12 protein-coding genes, 1 tRNA gene and 1 riboswitch are annotated in these 15,682 nt (G+C 62.0%); of the genes, 10 read left to right on the top strand and 3 right to left on the bottom strand.

Translation table 11 applies throughout. The features are described from left to right. Positions 1 to 274 precede the first annotated feature (274 nt). Genes AC4DF4_RS14180 through AC4DF4_RS14170 form a run of 3 tightly spaced genes read left to right on the top strand, consistent with a single transcriptional unit; the run spans position 275 to position 2,316 of the window. Positions 275 to 715: a hypothetical protein gene (locus AC4DF4_RS14180; RefSeq protein WP_490048763.1), complete on the top strand. Its 441-nt coding sequence runs from the start codon at positions 275 to 277 to the stop codon at positions 713 to 715. Further along, positions 712 to 1,473, top strand: a complete 762-nt coding sequence (locus AC4DF4_RS14175; RefSeq protein WP_490048762.1) for a metal ABC transporter ATP-binding protein — start codon at positions 712 to 714, stop codon at positions 1,471 to 1,473. Before AC4DF4_RS14180 ends, AC4DF4_RS14175 begins: the two co-directional genes overlap by 4 nt. Before the next feature lie 3 nt (positions 1,474 to 1,476). After that, a complete protein-coding gene (locus AC4DF4_RS14170) occupies positions 1,477 to 2,316 on the top strand; it encodes a metal ABC transporter permease (RefSeq protein WP_490048761.1) in 840 nt (279 codons plus the stop codon). A 16-nt stretch (positions 2,317 to 2,332) separates the two neighbouring features. Here AC4DF4_RS14170 and purB read toward each other — a convergent pair whose 3' ends face one another. The 3 genes from purB to AC4DF4_RS14155 form a co-directional block, all read right to left on the bottom strand. Beyond that, positions 2,333 to 3,763 (bottom strand): adenylosuccinate lyase, encoded by a 1,431-nt coding sequence (purB, locus tag AC4DF4_RS14165; protein ID WP_490048760.1) that lies wholly within the window; start codon positions 3,761 to 3,763, stop codon positions 2,333 to 2,335. Positions 3,764 to 3,806: 43 nt separating this feature from the next. Continuing rightward, on the bottom strand, positions 3,807 to 6,584 hold the full coding sequence (locus AC4DF4_RS14160; RefSeq protein ID WP_490048759.1) for a DUF8487 domain-containing protein: 2,778 nt from the start codon (positions 6,582 to 6,584) through the stop codon (positions 3,807 to 3,809). Positions 6,585 to 6,894: 310 nt separating this feature from the next. Beyond that, positions 6,895 to 6,971: transfer RNA gene (locus AC4DF4_RS14155), tRNA-Pro, on the bottom strand. A 155-nt stretch (positions 6,972 to 7,126) separates the two neighbouring features. Continuing rightward, positions 7,127 to 7,240: riboswitch (TPP riboswitch) on the top strand. Between the two features lie 81 nt (positions 7,241 to 7,321). Here AC4DF4_RS14155 and thiC point away from each other — a divergent pair. The 7 genes from thiC to AC4DF4_RS14120 all read left to right on the top strand — a co-directional run bounded on the left by thiC (position 7,322) and on the right by AC4DF4_RS14120 (position 15,348). After that, the gene (thiC, locus tag AC4DF4_RS14150; RefSeq protein WP_490048758.1) at positions 7,322 to 9,316 is read left to right on the top strand and encodes a phosphomethylpyrimidine synthase ThiC; all 1,995 of its coding nucleotides are present in this window, start codon (positions 7,322 to 7,324) and stop codon (positions 9,314 to 9,316) included. Positions 9,317 to 9,385: 69 nt separating this feature from the next. Further along, the gene (locus AC4DF4_RS14145) at positions 9,386 to 9,583 is read left to right on the top strand and encodes a type II toxin-antitoxin system Phd/YefM family antitoxin (protein WP_490048757.1); all 198 of its coding nucleotides are present in this window, start codon (positions 9,386 to 9,388) and stop codon (positions 9,581 to 9,583) included. Between the two features lie 3 nt (positions 9,584 to 9,586). Beyond that, positions 9,587 to 9,841: a type II toxin-antitoxin system RelE family toxin gene (locus AC4DF4_RS14140; RefSeq protein WP_490048756.1), complete on the top strand. Its 255-nt coding sequence runs from the start codon at positions 9,587 to 9,589 to the stop codon at positions 9,839 to 9,841. A gap of 27 nt (positions 9,842 to 9,868) precedes the next feature. Continuing rightward, positions 9,869 to 10,039, top strand: coding sequence for a type II toxin-antitoxin system HicB family antitoxin (locus AC4DF4_RS14135; protein ID WP_490048764.1), 171 nt, complete (start codon positions 9,869 to 9,871; stop codon positions 10,037 to 10,039). A gap of 838 nt (positions 10,040 to 10,877) precedes the next feature. Then, positions 10,878 to 11,090 carry a hypothetical protein gene (locus AC4DF4_RS14130; protein WP_490048755.1) on the top strand — a complete coding sequence of 71 codons (213 nt, stop codon included), beginning with the start codon at positions 10,878 to 10,880 and terminating at the stop codon, positions 11,088 to 11,090. Between the two features lie 41 nt (positions 11,091 to 11,131). Continuing rightward, complete coding sequence (gene mfd, locus AC4DF4_RS14125; protein ID WP_490048754.1) at positions 11,132 to 14,308, top strand: transcription-repair coupling factor; 3,177 nt, start codon at positions 11,132 to 11,134, stop codon at positions 14,306 to 14,308. Positions 14,309 to 14,325: 17 nt separating this feature from the next. Next, positions 14,326 to 15,348 carry a SurA N-terminal domain-containing protein gene (locus AC4DF4_RS14120; protein WP_490048753.1) on the top strand — a complete coding sequence of 341 codons (1,023 nt, stop codon included), beginning with the start codon at positions 14,326 to 14,328 and terminating at the stop codon, positions 15,346 to 15,348. Positions 15,349 to 15,682 lie beyond the last annotated feature (334 nt).

Genomic DNA, 15,682 nt, shown 5'->3' with positions numbered 1-15,682 from the left:
TTTACTCATGGTGTTGGTTGATTTGAAACGTTTGTTCAAACAGGCGATGTCGGAACATCGCCCGATCAACCAGCACCAATCGATTTTAACATTTTAACGAAAAAAAATCCTCTTCCATGATGAGCTTGGCGGATACAATCCGCCACCACGATGCGCTTGCGAGCGCAACCCCAAGTGACTCTGCTTTCCTCACTCCAGCGCAGCGCGGGTTCTGGTGCTCACAAGCATCTGCAAGTCTCTTGCAATTCGCCGCTTGTCATACCACCTTCCTGGCATGCGCGGTTCGCCTCTCATCCGGTTCATCCTCCTCGCCCTCGCTCTCGCGGCGGCGGGCGCGGGCTTGGCGCGGGTGACCGCCACCCGTAAGTCCGTCACCCCGCCGCCCGTTCCGGCGACCGGGACGCCCGCGCTTCACGGAAAACAGGTGCCTTTCCGCCTCCTGCTATCAGCCCCGGCCGCCGTGGTGGAAATCGACACCGGAAAACTCATCCGGCCGCCGGCGGATTCAGCGACCATCTCCGGCACGCTTGAGCTCGACCCGCGAAACCCGCGCGTCGGCCTGGTCGTCCGTTGGAAAAACGCCGCCGCACCAGGCGAGCATCGTTTCGCGAAGCTCACGCTGGAAGCTCCCGGACAAGCCACTTTCACCCACGTCTTCGATGCCGGTGGCGACATCGATGATTTCCTGGAACTCCCCTTCCCCGCTGCCGAATGAGCGAGATCCATCACGATTGCTGCGCCCACCACGGGCATCATCACGAGCTGGTGATCGAAAACCTGACGGTCTGTTACCGCCGGGTGCTGGCTTTGGAAAACGTCTCGCTCGCGACGTCCTGCGGCAACCGCGTGGCCTTGATCGGACCTAACGGCGCGGGCAAGAGCACGCTGCTCAAGGCCATCGCCGGACTGGTTCCGCGTGACAGCGGGACGATCCGCTGGCGCGGCACGGCGGTGAAAAAATGGTCGCGCGAGTTCGCCTATCTGCCGCAGCGCGAGGAAGTGGACTGGTCGTTCCCCATCACCGTGCGCGGGCTGGTGGAAATGGGCCGCTACCCGCAGACCGGCTGGTGGCGAAAATTCTCGCCCGCCGACACCGCCGCCGTGGACCGCGCGCTGGAGTCGCTGGCGCTGCTGGATTTGCAAAACCGCCAGATCCGCGAGCTCTCCGGCGGGCAGCAGCAGCGGGCCTTCCTCGCCCGCGCGTTGGCGCAGGAGGCGCACGTGCTTTTGCTCGACGAGCCGTTCACCGGCCTGGACCGCAACGCCTCGCAGCTGCTCGGCGATTTGTTAGCCAAGCTCGCCCACGAAGGACGGCTGGTCATCGCCTCGCATCACGATCTCAACACAGTGCCGCGGCTTTTCGACGAGGCGCTGGTGTTGGCGACGCAACCGCTGGCATTCGGCCCGGTGGCGGAAATCCTCACTCCCGAGCTGATCGAGCGCACCTTCCACGAACCGGCCGCCCGCGCATGACCCATGGACTTTGAACTGCTCACCAACCCGTTCTATCAGCGCGCGCTCGCCACCGCGGGCTTCATCGGCTTTGCCAACGGCTTCTTCAGCGGCTTCGTCGTGCTGCGCCGCAACGCGCTCTCCGTCTCCGCGCTGTCGCACACGATGCTGCCCGGCATTGCGCTGGGGATTTTCCTGACTGGCGCGCTGAGCCAGTGGAACGCGTTTTTCGGGGCGATGTTCGCCGCGTTGTTAGTCGGGCTCGGCTCGGTGGCCGTCGCCCGCGGCAACCGGGTGGAACAAGGCACCGCGCTGGCCGTGCTTTACACCGCCGCCTTCGCCGCCGGGATCGCGCTGCTGCCCAAGCTCGACACCCGCCAGGAGCTGGAACACTGGCTCTTCGGCGACATCATCGCCGTCGGAAACGCGGACATCTGGATCGCCTACGGCATCGGCGCGTTCACGCTGCTCATCACCAACCTGCTGATGCGCCCGATCCTGCTCACCTTGTTCGAGCCGAACGTGGCGGCGGCGCAGGGCGTGCCGGTCCGCTCGATGCAGTATCTCGTCTTTACGCTGCTGGTCCTCGCCCTGGTCTCGTCGTTGCAAGCCGTGGGCTGCGTGCTTTCCGTGGGCTTGCTGGTCACCCCGGCGGCGACGGTTTCGCTGCTCACCGACCGGACCTCCGCGCTGTTCTGGGGCGGCGGCCTGATCGGCGGGATCGGCTCGGTGGTCGCCGTGCTGTTGTCAGGGAAATTCGGGATCGCGCCGGGTCCGGCGATCGTGATCGTGCTCGGGCTGTTATTCATCGCGGCCTATCTCTTCAGCCCGAAATACGGCTTGCTGGCGCCACGGCGCCGATAGGCCGCCTCCCGCAGGCTCACAAAATCGAACCGGGACCGTAAGCGGCGGCTTGCGGACTGGTGGCCTCCAATTTCCTAACTGCGGCGGCGAAGGCTGCGATCTGGGATTTCGCAGCACCGGATTCCTGGTCGCCCTTAGCGAGAATGGCGTCGAGGAAATCGCGGGAAAGCCCGAGGCGGGAGTCGCCGGCGAGACGCTCAACGAGGTTGTTGCGGTCGATGGTTCCGGCGCGCAGATCATTCACGGTGGCGACGGCGTGCTCCTTGATCGCGTGGTGCGCGGTCTCGCGGCCGACGCCGGCTTTCACCGCTTCCATCATGATCGTGGTGGTCATCAGGAAAGGCAGATAGTGGGCGGTTTCCGCGTCGATGACGGCTTCATACGCATCCATCTGGTCGAGCACGGTGAGGAAGGTTTCGAACATCCCGTCGATGGTGTAGAACGAGTCCGGCAGCATGATGCGACGGACAACGGAGCAGGAGACGTCGCCCTCGTTCCACTGGTCGCCAGCGAGCCCGGCAGCCATCGCGAGGTAGCCCTTGAGAATGACGTGGAAGCCGTTGACGCGCTCGCAGGAGCGGGAGTTCATCTTGTGCGGCATCGCGCTGGAACCGGTCTGGCCGGGCGCGAAACCCTCGCTGGCAGTCTCGTTTCCAGCCATCAGGCGCAGGGTCTTGCAGAAGGACGACGGCCCGGAGCAAAGGTCCGTGAGCGCGGCGACCACGCGGAAATCCAGCGAGCGCGGATAGACCTGGCCGACGTTGGTCCAGACGGCGGGCATTCCGAGGTGGGCGACCACGCGCTTTTCGAGATCGGCGACTTTCCCGGCATCGCCCTCAAACAAGGAAAGCTGGTCCATCTGGGTGCCGACGGCGCCCTTGAGGCCGCGGACGGAATAGCTAGCGATGACAGCGTCGAGCGCTTGCAGGCTGCTGAGGAGTTCCTCGCCGAACATGGCGATGCGCTTGCCGAGGGTGGTCGGTTGCGCGGCGACGTTGTGGGTGCGGGCGGTGAGGATGAGCTCGCTCCACTGCTCGGAACGCTCGCGGAAACGGCGCAACGTGGCGACGGTCTTGTCGCGGATGATCAGGAGCGAGCGGTAAACCTGGAGCTGCTCGACGTTTTCCGTGAGGTCGCGCGAGGTCATGCCTTTGTGGACCTGCTCGTGGCCAGCGAGGTCGTTGAACTCCTCGATGCGCGCCTTCACGTCGTGGCGGGTGATTTTTTCCCGCGCCATGATCGACGCTGGATCGACGCTGTCTTTGACGGATTCGTAGGCAGCGATCGCTTCCGCCGGGACGTCGAGGCCCAGATCGCGCTGGGCCTTCATCACGGCGATCCAGAATTCACGTTCTAAAACGATCCGGCCCTCAGCGGACCAGATGGCTTGAAGGGCGGGCGAGGCGTAGCGTTCGGCGAGGACATTTGGGATCACGCGGCGGACCATGGAGAGAGAAAAACGATGTTTCAAGAGGCACTTGTCCGAAAGATCACCGACCGGCCTGGACCAGCGCGTCGATTTCCGATGGCTGCATGGACACCGCGGGGGCAAATTTTCCTCCCTCCATGTAGTCGAGTAAGGAGGAGAGCAGTTGTCTGGCGACAGGGCGATTTTCCAAATCGGTGGAGAGGTCGCCGCTGCATGCGAGCAGCTTCCCCGGCCCCACGCGGACCTCGAAGATGTAACCGAGCTTGCGATTGGTGAACCAGTCGTCGATCACCTGCACCAGCGGCTTCACGTCGCGCAGTCCAGTGAGGATGAAGGGCTGCGCGTTTTGTTGGATTTCCCACCATTGCCAGTTGCTGTGAAAGTCCGTGGGAAATGAGGAAAATGCCGGGTGTTTCGGATCGCAGAGGATTCCCAGCGTGTGCGGCGGTTGCCATTTCGTCCATGCGGTGTTCCAGAAAATCGGGGAAAACCCAGCGGTCAGAGGCCGGGTTGAGTCGTTGCAGACTTGCCCGGCAGGCGGCATCCACAGCACCCGCCCGCCTTCTGCCAGAGCGTCCTTCGCCGACTCGATCTCGCGGGTAACAAGGATTCCGGCGGGCTTCGCCGACGCACTTTCCGGATAGACGAAAATATCCCATGAATTGGAAAACACCTGCCCTTCCGCTCCGACCGTCAGCGTGAGCTTGGCGGGTGCTGCGACTTTCGCCAGCGACACGTGGATCGCACCCAGCGGGTGCAAATCCCCGGTCGGCAGATTCCTTGATGCCAGCGTGCCCTGCCCCACAAGCACTCCGTCCGCAGTTGCAAGCCGCCAATTCGGACTCACGTCCACCAAATCCTGCGGCCCGAATTGAGCGATTTCCAAATCCGCATCGAGTGCCTCCGCGGTGGTGAGAATCATTTTCTTCAAGCGGGCCAGCGGGACGACCGGACCACAAAACCGCCGGTATTCTTCCGGGCTGATGTAGCCCTTTTCATCCCAGAACGCGTCGAGCACGCCGACCAGGGCGGTGCCTTGGCCGGGGAAATCGTGGAGGTCCAGTAATTGAAATCCGCCGAAGCCGGGCGTGCGCAAGGCGGCCTCGATATCATGCTTGTAAGCCAGCGACTGCAGTTTCCCCGATGCGATTAGAAATTCATGCGCTTGATCGAGCAATCCCGCGCGCTTCGCGGTCTCGCGGAAAATCTCAAAGTTCCGCGCCTTGAAATAGCCTGTGTATTTTTCAATCTCCGCGAAATTTGGATAGACACACCACTGGCCGATCTCATGCGACACCACCGGCGCGTCGGAGTGCTTTTTCACAAATGACGACCAGTCGAAATCCGTGTGCGGGGCCTCGCGGTTGATCAATGACTTCATCCCCCCGCCCCACGCCTGGATCCGGGGATCCGGCGAGCTGTGAAAGTCGCTGCCCGGCCTGACCGGCCAACCGGCGGCGGTCGTGTAAAATCGCCGTGGGTCTTCCGCTCTTCGCCGCGCGACCCAGTCTTGCAGCCACTGCGGGTGATTCCGGCCGCTCGGTTCATTGCCGTAAGCCATCAGCAGGAACGACGGATGATTCCCGTAAGCCGCGAGAATGCGTCCGGTTTCCGCCTCCAGCCACCCGTCGAGCGGACGACCACTGCCGATCTCCGCGCCTTGATTGGCCCAGGAACACGCTTCCACCTGATAGTAAAACCCGAGCTCGTCCGCCGCGATGAACGCCGCTTCCGGCGGGCACCATGAATGGAAGCGGATGTGGTTCAGTCCATGCGCCTTGCAGATCTTCACGATCCGCCGCCACGAATCAACATCCGTCGGCGGATAGCCGGTCAGCGGGAAAATACAGCATTCCAAGGTGCCGCGAAGATAGATGAGAGTGCCGTTGATCGACAATCGTCCGTTCTTGTGGCCCGGATCACGAAAGCCAAACGACTCGGTCCGGGTGTCCTTGCCCGCCTTGGATTCCAGCACGACCGCGGCTTGATAGATGTGCGGGGAAAATTCATTCCATGCCCGGGGATCGCGCTGCATCGGGATTACCAACTCCGCTCTTCCATCCACCAACTCCGCGGACACCGACGCTGTCTCCATCGCATCGCGAAGCGGGCCGGCATAGCGAATTTTCGCGCTCACCTTTCCGCCGCCCTGTCCGGTGGACGCCACCCTCACTTTCACCGATTTCCCGGCAAACGAAGGCTCTACCCACACATTTTCAAGCCGCAGGACCGGCACCGGCCGCAGTTCGATCTTCCCGACGACGCCGTTCCAATTTCCCTGCGTATGATCGGTCACGCTGTGACTCAACGGGCCGACATTCACCTCGCCGATCCGGTTGTCGATGCGAAGCGTGAGCGTGTGTTTGCCGGGCGTCAGGATTCCAAGATCAAACTCGTGCGGCGTGCCGAGCGAGTCGCCGGAGCCGCGCTCCTTGCCGTCGATCCACACCGAGCTGTGCCAATGGACTCGCTCCAGATGCAGCAAGGCCCCGTCCTTCCAGTCCGCCGGGATGTCGATTTCCCGCTGATACCATGCCGGCCCGACGAAGTGCCGGGGCGGCTGCAGGAAAAAAGGAAATTTGAAATTACCGGCCTCCTGCCACTCCTTGAACATCTCCGGGTAGCGCCAACCGTCGCCAGTCCACGACGTCTGGAACGAGGGCAGCTCGCCGAAGCCCTGTGCCGCTAACGCCCCCGGCAGCCGGATCTTGTCGGGAAGCTCGCTTGGAACTCCGACTCCCTGCGGATTCAGCGCAAAGCGCCACTCGCCTGCTAGATCCAGTGGCTTGGCCTGCACTGCCAGAACGAGGCTGGTGAAAAAGACAACGATGTGTTTCATGGTTCGAAGGGTTGGGAAATTTCCGCGGCACGACGATCCGCGTTGTTGGATGGATACGTGTGTGACAGCGCTGATTGTGCATCCGACGACTCGCCGCGGCCTGCAAGTCTCAGTCGGACACCGGCAGATCCTGGATAACACCGCTCGGACGATCGATCCGGCTGACGCATTGGTAGGCGGCGACGACCCGTGTTATTTCTCGCGAATGTTGGGGAGGCTCGTTGGAATCCCGTCGCCATCCTGCCTTCAAGGCCCGTGATATCCCATCACAAGCGGTGCACCGGAACTGACACAACTCCCTGAAAAGGAGTGGTCGGGGCGGCCAGATTCGAACTGACGACATCCGCGTCCCAAACGCGGCGCTCTACCAGGCTGAGCTACGCCCCGGTGCACGGGCGGACCCTTGGCGATTCCCGCGGACGAATCAAGAAATTCCTTAACAAAAATTTCGCGGCGCATGGCACCCGATCAAATGGCTCCGGAAAAAGCCGCGGCAGGCCGACACGCCAGCTCCTTGACTTCCCGGCCGGACGCGACATCCTGCCCGCCGACAGGGGTGCTCTTCGATCGCAGAGCCGAGATTTTCCAACGCGCGGAAAAGACCCTCCGAACCTGACGCGGGTCATGCCGCCGTAGGAAGTCGAAAGCTCCCGCAGTTTCCCCTTCCCCGGCCGTGCAAGTTCCGCACGGCCTTTTTCTTACCTTTAACCAACACCTTCTAACCAACAACTCCTCCAATGATCTCCACCGACGAAAACACCGACGAAAACACCGGCGCCGCCGAGACCCACGACGCCTCCCTCGCCCCGCTCCCCGCCTCCACCCGCGTTTACGTCCAAGGCCAGCTCCATCCACAGATCCGGGTGCCGATGCGCGAAATCTCCCTCTCCGACACCAAGTCGTTTAACGGCCGCATCGAGAAAAACGAAGCCGTCCGCGTCTATGACTGCTCCGGCCCGTGGGGCGATCCCGATTTCAAAGGCACCTCCGAGGAAGGTCTCCCCGCCCTCCGCCGCGATTGGATTCTCGCCCGCGGCGACGTCGAGGCCTACGACGGCCGCGAGGTCCAGCCGCAGGACAACGGCTACCTGACGGAAAAACACGTCGAGTTCGCCTCGAAATCCGAACGTGCGAACAAGTTCATCGAGTTTCCCGGCCTCACCGCCGACCGCCGCCAACCGCTGCGCGCCACCGGCAAGCCCGTCACCCAGAAATATTACGCCGAGCAGGGCATCATCACCGCCGAGATGGAATACATTGCCATCCGCGAAAACATGCGCCGCGCGAAGATCTCGGACATGCAGGATGACATCGTCCGCAACCACCTCGACAAACAGCACGAAGGTTCGACCCAGAATCCCACCAGCCCTTACACCCCCTCCATCTTCCAACGCTTCCCACAGCGCATCCCCAAGGAAATCACCCCTGAGTTCGTGAGAAACGAGGTCGCCGCCGGCCGTGCCATCATCCCGCTCAACGTCAACCACCCGGAATGCGAACCAATGATCATCGGCCGCAACTTCCTCGTCAAAATCAACGCTAACATCGGCAACTCCGCCGTCGCCTCGTCCATCGAGGAAGAGGTCGAGAAAATGCGCTGGTCCACCAAGTGGGGCGCGGACACGGTGATGGACCTCTCCACCGGCAAGAACATCCACGCCACCCGCGAGTGGATCCTCCGCAACTCGCCCGTCCCCATCGGCACCGTGCCGATCTATCAGGCGCTCGAAAAGGTCAACGGCAAGGCCGAGGACCTCACCTGGGAGATCTATCGGGACACCCTCATCGAGCAGGCCGAGCAAGGCGTCGATTACTTCACCATCCACGCCGGCGTCCTGCTGCGCTTCGTCCCGATGACCGCCAGCCGCATGACCGGCATCGTCAGCCGCGGAGGCTCGATCATGGCCAAGTGGTGCCTCTCCCATCACAAGGAAAACTTCCTCTACACCCACTGGGATGAAATCTGCGACATCTGCGCCGCCTACGATGTCAGCTTCTCCATCGGCGACGGACTCCGCCCCGGCTCCATCGCCGATGCGAACGACAAGGCCCAGTTCGGCGAGTTGGAAGTCCAGGGCGAACTCACCACAAGAGCCTGGGCGAAAGGCTGCCAGGTCATGAACGAAGGCCCCGGCCACGTCCCCATGCACATGATCGAGGAAAACATGGCCAAGCAACTCGAATGGTGCCACGAAGCGCCCTTCTACACCCTCGGGCCGTTGACCACCGACATCGCCCCCGGCTACGACCACATCACCAGCGGCATCGGTGCCGCCATGATCGGCTGGTACGGCTGCGCCATGCTCTGCTACGTCACTCCCAAGGAACACCTCGGCCTGCCGAACAAGGACGACGTCAAAGTCGGGGTCATCACCTACAAGCTCGCCGCCCACGCCGCCGACCTCGCCAAAGGCCACCCCGGCGCCCAATACCGCGACAACGCCCTCAGCAAGGCCCGCTTCGAATTCCGCTGGGAAGACCAGTTCAACCTCGGCCTCGACCCCGCCACCGCCCGCCTCTATCACGACGAAACCCTTCCCCAGGACGGAGCCAAGACCGCCCACTTCTGCTCGATGTGCGGCCCGCACTTCTGCTCGATGAAAATCAGCGAAGACGTCCGGCAATACGCCGCGGAGCAAGGCATCGCCGAGGAAGAAGCGCTGGCGAAAGGGATGGAGGAGAAATCCAAGGAGTTCGCCGAAGGGGGAGCGGAGGTTTACGTTCCTGCATAATGAGTGGCGACACCCCTGTCGCCACCATTCCAAGTTTTACAAAAATCCCCATTCGCGTATCCTTCCACCATGAAAACGAAAATGCCCGAACCGGAAATCATCACCCGCAAGGGAAAAGCCGTATCGGTCATTCTGCCGATCGACGTCTATCAAGAGATGCTTGAGCGGTTGGAAGATGCTGATGATATCGCCTGGCTCAAGAAAGCGCGAAAGAAACCCCAATCCTTCCGGAATCTGGATGATGCACTGGCGGATCTTGGAGCGTAAGTCATGTACCAGGTTCTAATCGAGCGTTCGGCGGAGAAGGATCTCAAGAAGATCGCCGCCGAGGAGCGCCCGAAGCTGGCAACCGCCATGCGTGATCTCGCCAATGAGCCACGTCCCACCGGATGTTGCAAACTCGTTGGCTCTGAAAACGACTGGCGGATCCGCGTCGGAAACTACCGCGTCATCTACGAAATCGCGGATGAAGTCCGCATCGTGAGAATTGTTCGCGTCCGCCATCGCAAGGACTCCTATCGTTGAGCACCCGCTGAAACGCGCTACGAACTCATCATCTACTGGAGCAAGGCCGACAATTCGTTCCTCGTGGAAGTCCCGGAACTCCCCGGCTGCATGACCGACGGAGCGAACTACGAGGAAGCGGTCGCCAACGCCCAGATCGTCATCGCCGAGTGGATCGAAACAGCGCAGTCCCTCGGACGGCCTATCCCGGAACCATAAGGAAAATTGGCTTACGCTTGAATTAACCCGAAAACCGAAGTTGGATGATTTTGGGCTAAGCGGCGCAGTGTTTTTGCTCGGGTCCGCCGCCTGCTGTCTCATCTCTAGGTGGCTCGGGCGGCAACTTCGGCGAAGTTGCTCCTGGCCATTGTGAAATGTTGTCCAGCAGCGGTTTATGCTTTTCGAGACCACCCCAACTTTGGGCGATGTAAAGCACGGGCGTGCGGCTCCGATTCCCCAATAACGCACCGCCAATGAAAACCGCCGCGCGTAACGTGGCGGGGCGCTTGAAGCCTGCTTTGCGCTGCTCCGGGGCGCTGGCGTGTTGGTAAAGGCTCAGCAGATTGTAGGTGAAGCACAAGAACTTTGCATCGTTTGGTGAAGGGGTGTGGTGTGCGGTTATTCGACACAACCCTTCTACCACATGGCCTGTAGCCAAACGATGCCTTATCCAACTTCGGTTTTCGGGTTTATTCGCATGATGGTTTTTCCGGTGAATGAAGGGAGGGGGCGAAGACAAGGGGTTTGGATATGATGGATTTGTCGGATGGCGTTATTGATAACTTGGGATGGGTTTTTGATGGTCGTCACTTGCCGACCGGGGGCTGGACTTGTGGCGGATTCTTTCGCGATTTTGTGGAAGCGCCCAGTGGGCAAAACTCCCCATGGGGATCTTGTCTGGCCCATCCGCCGAAGCTCGGCTTTGCCGGATGATGCCGACCCAGCCAACCGCCACTGAGGCGGACCCGGGGGAAAATCAAACGATCTCGTCAAACTCGAAAACCATCCGACCGAGGGCAGGGCAGGATGAAGCCAGCAGCTTCTGCTTTTGACAAAATTGGACAGTCCCCGCACGGTTGCATACCTTACCCTCGCGCTCTTCCGCCTCGGCATTTCCCTTCAGGCGCGGTGGCAACTCTCGCTCTGGGACACAATGATCCTGGCCGCCGCGAAGACGAGCGGAGCGCGGGAATTGATCACCGAGGATTTCAGCCACGGCCAGGACTACGGCCGAGTGCGGGCGATCAATCCGTTTCGCGAGATTTCCTGATCCCCCTTGCGGGTGGGGAAAATCGACGTTAAGCCTCCCGCGTGTCCCACACGGACGATTTCACCCACGGCTGGCTCCGGCGCGCCGTGACTCAGCCCGAATTTGCCGCGCGCCTGGCCCCTCTCGCCAAAGGTGACCGCGAGGTCGTGCTCGATCAGTCCGCCGAGGCCTCCCACGCCTTTCTAGCAGCAGTCGTCGCCCAAGCGGCGAAGGATCGTAAAAAAACGCGGCTGTGGCTGGTTTCCGACATGCCGCGGCACCGCGAGCGGTTGGCGTCCGAGCTGGAGCTGTGGGGTGTGACCGGGCTGGTGCTGCCGGACGGACCGGTGGAAACGGGCGATGGCACGATCGCCGATCCGGAGTCTGCGGCGGAGTGGTTTTCGGTGTTGGAAATCCTCGCCCGCTCGGAAAGCTGCGCGGTGATCTGTGGCAGCGATGCGTTTGCCGGCAAAGCCCCCTCCCCCGCAGCCCTCCGCGCGAGCCGCACGCCGCTCAAGCCGGGCACGGCGCTCGACCCGGTCCAGCTCGCGCAAACTCTGACCGACCACGGCTACGAACGCGTCCCCACCGTCACCGGCCGCGGCCAGTTCGCGGTGCGCGGCGGAATTCTCGATCTCTTCGCATGGCAGGCGGCGAAACCGCTGCGGCTGGAGTTTTTCGACACGGATCTGGAATCGATCCGCGAGTTTGATCTGGATTCGCAGGCCTCGACCGCAAAGCTGCTGGAGTCGGATCTGTTACTCGCCGAGCCGTCGTCGGAGGCGACCGTCGCCGACTATCGGCGGAAGACGGATCTCATCATTTCCTTCGGCGCGGAGATCGAGAAACCCGACGTGCGGCTTCTCGAAGGCGCGGCGGAATTTAACAGCGAGGAGGACGACACGCTGGCTTGTTACGGCAGCCCGCTGGGGACCTTCGAGGCGGGTGATTTCGTATTGGAGGAAACGCGGCGGGAGAACTTTTTCCGCCAGCTCAACGACTGGAAACGCGGCGGCTGGGACATCGCGATGGTCTTCGGCAACCGGGGCGAGGAGGAACGTTTCGCGGAGCTCGCCGGCAAGGATCTGGAGCGCGATCTCGGGCTGATTCCAATCCGCGGAGAATTGTTAGCGGGATTCACCGTGCCAATCTCCAAGCTGGCGGTGCTTTCTTCGTCCGAGTTGTTCGGCCGCTACCGCACGCCCGGCGGGCCGCGGCGTTCGCTGTTGGAAAAAGCCCGCGCCGCACGCGCCCGCGCGACCATCGACGAGATGGAGGAGGGCGATCTGGTGGTGCACTACGAATACGGCATCGGCCGGTTCAAAGGCATCCAACAGGGAGACGAGGGGGACGAACTGGTTTTGGAATACCGCGACGGCGTGCAGCTCGGCGTGCCGCTGGAGCAGGCACACTTGGTCGGGAAATACGTGGGCCTCGGCGGCAAGACGCCGGAACTTAACAAACTTGGCGGAGCCGCCTGGAAGACCGCGCGGAAGGCGGCGGAGAAGTCGATCATGGACTACGCCGCGCAGTTGCTGCGGGTGCAGGCGGAGCGCCAGGGAGAAGTCGGCTTCGCCCATCCGCCGGATTCGCGCTGGATGTGGGAGTTCGAGCGCTCGTTCCACTACACCGAGACGACCGACCAGCGCCGCGCGATCGACGAGACGAAGCTCGACCTCGAATCCCCGCGCCCGATGGACCGGTTGATCTGCGGCGACGTGGGGTTCGGCAAAACCGAAGTCGCCATCCGCGGCGCGTTCAAGGCGATCACTAGCGGCAAACAAGTCGCCATTCTGGTGCCGACCACGGTTCTGGCAGAACAACACTGGCGGACCTTCCGCGAGCGGATGTCGGACTATCCGATCCGCATCGACTTGCTCAACCGCTTCCGCACGGCGTCCGAAGTGAGAGACACCATCGCCGGCCTGGAAGACGGCTCGGTGGACCTGGTCATCGGCACGCACCGGTTGGTTTCCGGCGACGTGAAATTCAAGGATCTCGGGCTGGTCGTGGTGGATGAAGAGCAGCGCTTCGGCGTGGCGCACAAGGAGAAATTCAAGCAGCTCTTCCGGCAGGTGGATGTGCTGACACTCTCCGCCACGCCGATTCCGCGGACGCTTTACATGGCGCTGATGGGCGCGCGCGACATGTCCACCATCGACACCCCGCCGCCGAACCGGGTGCCGGTTTCCACCACCGTCTGTGCCTACGACGAACGGATCATCCGCGATGCGATCCGGCGCGAGATGAAGCGCGGCGGGCAGACGTTTTTCCTGCACAACCGGGTGAAGACCATCGACATGATGGCGGCGAAAATCCGCGAACTGGTGCCCGAGGCCAAGGTGCTCATCGGCCACGGGCAGATGGACAAGGACGACCTGGAAGTGGTCATGCACGCCTTCGTCAAGGGCGAGGCGGACGTCTTGTTAGCTACCACCATCATCGAGACCGGCATCGACATCCCGAACGCCAACACCATCCTCATCGACCGCGCCGACCGCTTCGGCCTCGCCGATCTCTACCAGCTCCGCGGCCGCGTCGGCCGGGCGGGTGAAAAGGCCTACGCGATCCTGCTGCTGCCGCGCGACATGATGACCGTGGGCGATGCCCGCAAGCGCATCAACGCGATCAAGGAGTACACCGCGCTCGGCTCCGGATTCAAAATCGCGATGAAGGACCTGGAAATCCGCGGCGCGGGAAACCTGCTCGGCACCAAGCAATCCGGCCACATCTCGCAGATCGGCTTCGAGCTCTATTGCCAGCTCCTCCGCCAGTCGGTGGACCGGCTCAAAGGACGCAAGGACGCGCCGCGCGGCGAGACGAGTTTCAAGGCGGACTTCATCGCCTTCAGCGAGACCGCTTACGCCCGCGAGGATCCGAAGCTCGTGCTGCCCGCGTTTTTGCCCGCGGCGTGGCTGGAGGAAACCAAGGTCCGCATCACCGCTTACCGGGAGATTTCCGAAGCCGGCACGTTGAAAGCCATCGACGCGCTGGAAGCCTCGTGGCGCGATCGCTTCGGCCGGATTCCGGAGGCCGCAGCACGGCTCCTGGAAATCACCCGGATCAAGGCGCTCGCCGCCGCCGAGGGAATCGCCTCGGTGGAAATCAGCGGCCAGCGGCTGATGCTCCACCGCAATGGAGATTACATCCTCCTCGAAGGTCGCCGTTTTCCCCGCTTGCAATCGGCAAGTCCGCAAGGAAAGATCTCCGAAACAGCGACCCTGCTGCAAAACTTTTAATTTCCCACACGATCCTCATGAATCCGCGTCTCGCTCTACCACTGGTGATTTCCGGCGCAATTTTCACAGCTACAGTGACTTCCGCGCAGCAGGCAGCGCCTCAACGTCCTTCCGGTCCGGTCGAGGTGAACGGCATCGCCGCCAAGGTGAACGGCCGGGTCATCACCAAGAACCAGGTTTCCTTCATGCTGGCCCCGGTTTTCGCCCAACTGGCCACCCAGTTTCCGCGCCGGGGTGCGCAGTTCGAGGCGAAGTTCAAGGAGACCAGAACCAGCATTATCCAGGAACTTGTCGATCGCCAAATCATCCTCGACGAGTTCAAACAACTTGGAGCGTCGATCAAGCCCAACTTGATCGACGAGGAAATCAAGCGTCAGATGCGCGAGCTCTATAACGGCGACGAGTTGAAATTCCGCGAAGAGCTCAAGCGCAGCCGCCTGACAATGGAAGGATACCGTGAGATGACCCGCGAGAAAATGGTCGTCCAAGCCATGCGCGCCCAACAGTTCTCCGACGCGCCGCCGCCGCTCCCTAACGAAATCGAAAAGGAATATGGCGAGATCCGCGCATCGCTCCGCGACGTGAGCAAGGACGTGATCAGCTTCCAGAAGATCTTCATCCCCGCCTCCGACCCGCAAAACCCGCTGGCCACACCGGAAACCCAACTCGCCCTGAGCGAGGACGTCGCCAGGCAACTCGCGGAAGGCAAGGACTTCACCGAGCTTGCCAAGGGCTACTCGAAAGACGCTTTCGCGGAAGGCGGCGGCCTTCAGGAAAACGTCCCGCGCACCGATTTATCGCCCGAGTTCGCCGCCATCATTTTCGACGCGCCTGTCGGCAAGGTCGCCGGACCGCTGCTCGACCCGCAGGGATTCACCCTCGTCAAACCGATCAAGATCGACCTCGGCCCCTCACCGCCGCTCGATGACAAAATCCGCGAGCTCGTCGAGCACCGGGTCAGCAAGAAAAAGACCTCCGCGCAATACGAACGCTGGATCGAATCCAAGCGCAAGCGGGCGATCATCGACATCAAGATCTGATCCACGGCGGGATTCGATGTATATCGAATTTCCGCGCAACCGCTTTCCTTCGGCACCGGGTATCATCCGCGTGCCTGCGGCCCAATCCCGCCGAAAAAAAAGCGGCCCAACTGGTCACCTGCGAGGAAAACCCATTAACCTCGGGGCATCTCAGTCGGACCGCCTATGGTGTCGCGACATCAGTAGAACGCAGCGAAGGTACCAATTCTGTCTGTAATCCCGCAATTTCCAGAAAAAAATTTCCCTGAGGCGCGCCGCGGGGGCGGGGTTGAGCGGGTGGGTAGCCGCCGCCGTCCAAACGGAGAGCTTCCTCCGGGCTGAGGGGCGCTTGGCG

Source organism: Luteolibacter sp., from assembly GCF_058122085.1.
Note: the sequence above shows the minus strand (reverse complement) of the source record. Positions and strands in the feature narration are given on the sequence as shown.

What these genes read in the sequence shown, in the direction of transcription:
- AC4DF4_RS14140 (WP_490048756.1), top strand. Translation starts at nt 9,587, where the DNA reads ATGTACCAGGTTCTAATCGAGCGTTCGGCGGAGAAGGATCTCAAGAAG.
- thiC (WP_490048758.1), top strand. Translation starts at nt 7,322, where the DNA reads ATGATCTCCACCGACGAAAACACCGACGAAAACACCGGCGCCGCCGAG.
- AC4DF4_RS14160 (WP_490048759.1), bottom strand. Translation starts at nt 6,584, where the DNA reads ATGAAACACATCGTTGTCTTTTTCACCAGCCTCGTTCTGGCAGTGCAG.
- AC4DF4_RS14120 (WP_490048753.1), top strand. Translation starts at nt 14,326, where the DNA reads ATGAATCCGCGTCTCGCTCTACCACTGGTGATTTCCGGCGCAATTTTC.
- AC4DF4_RS14145 (WP_490048757.1), top strand. Translation starts at nt 9,386, where the DNA reads ATGAAAACGAAAATGCCCGAACCGGAAATCATCACCCGCAAGGGAAAA.
- purB (WP_490048760.1), bottom strand. Translation starts at nt 3,763, where the DNA reads ATGGTCCGCCGCGTGATCCCAAATGTCCTCGCCGAACGCTACGCCTCG.
- AC4DF4_RS14175 (WP_490048762.1), top strand. Translation starts at nt 712, where the DNA reads ATGAGCGAGATCCATCACGATTGCTGCGCCCACCACGGGCATCATCAC.
- AC4DF4_RS14180 (WP_490048763.1), top strand. Translation starts at nt 275, where the DNA reads ATGCGCGGTTCGCCTCTCATCCGGTTCATCCTCCTCGCCCTCGCTCTC.
- AC4DF4_RS14170 (WP_490048761.1), top strand. Translation starts at nt 1,477, where the DNA reads ATGGACTTTGAACTGCTCACCAACCCGTTCTATCAGCGCGCGCTCGCC.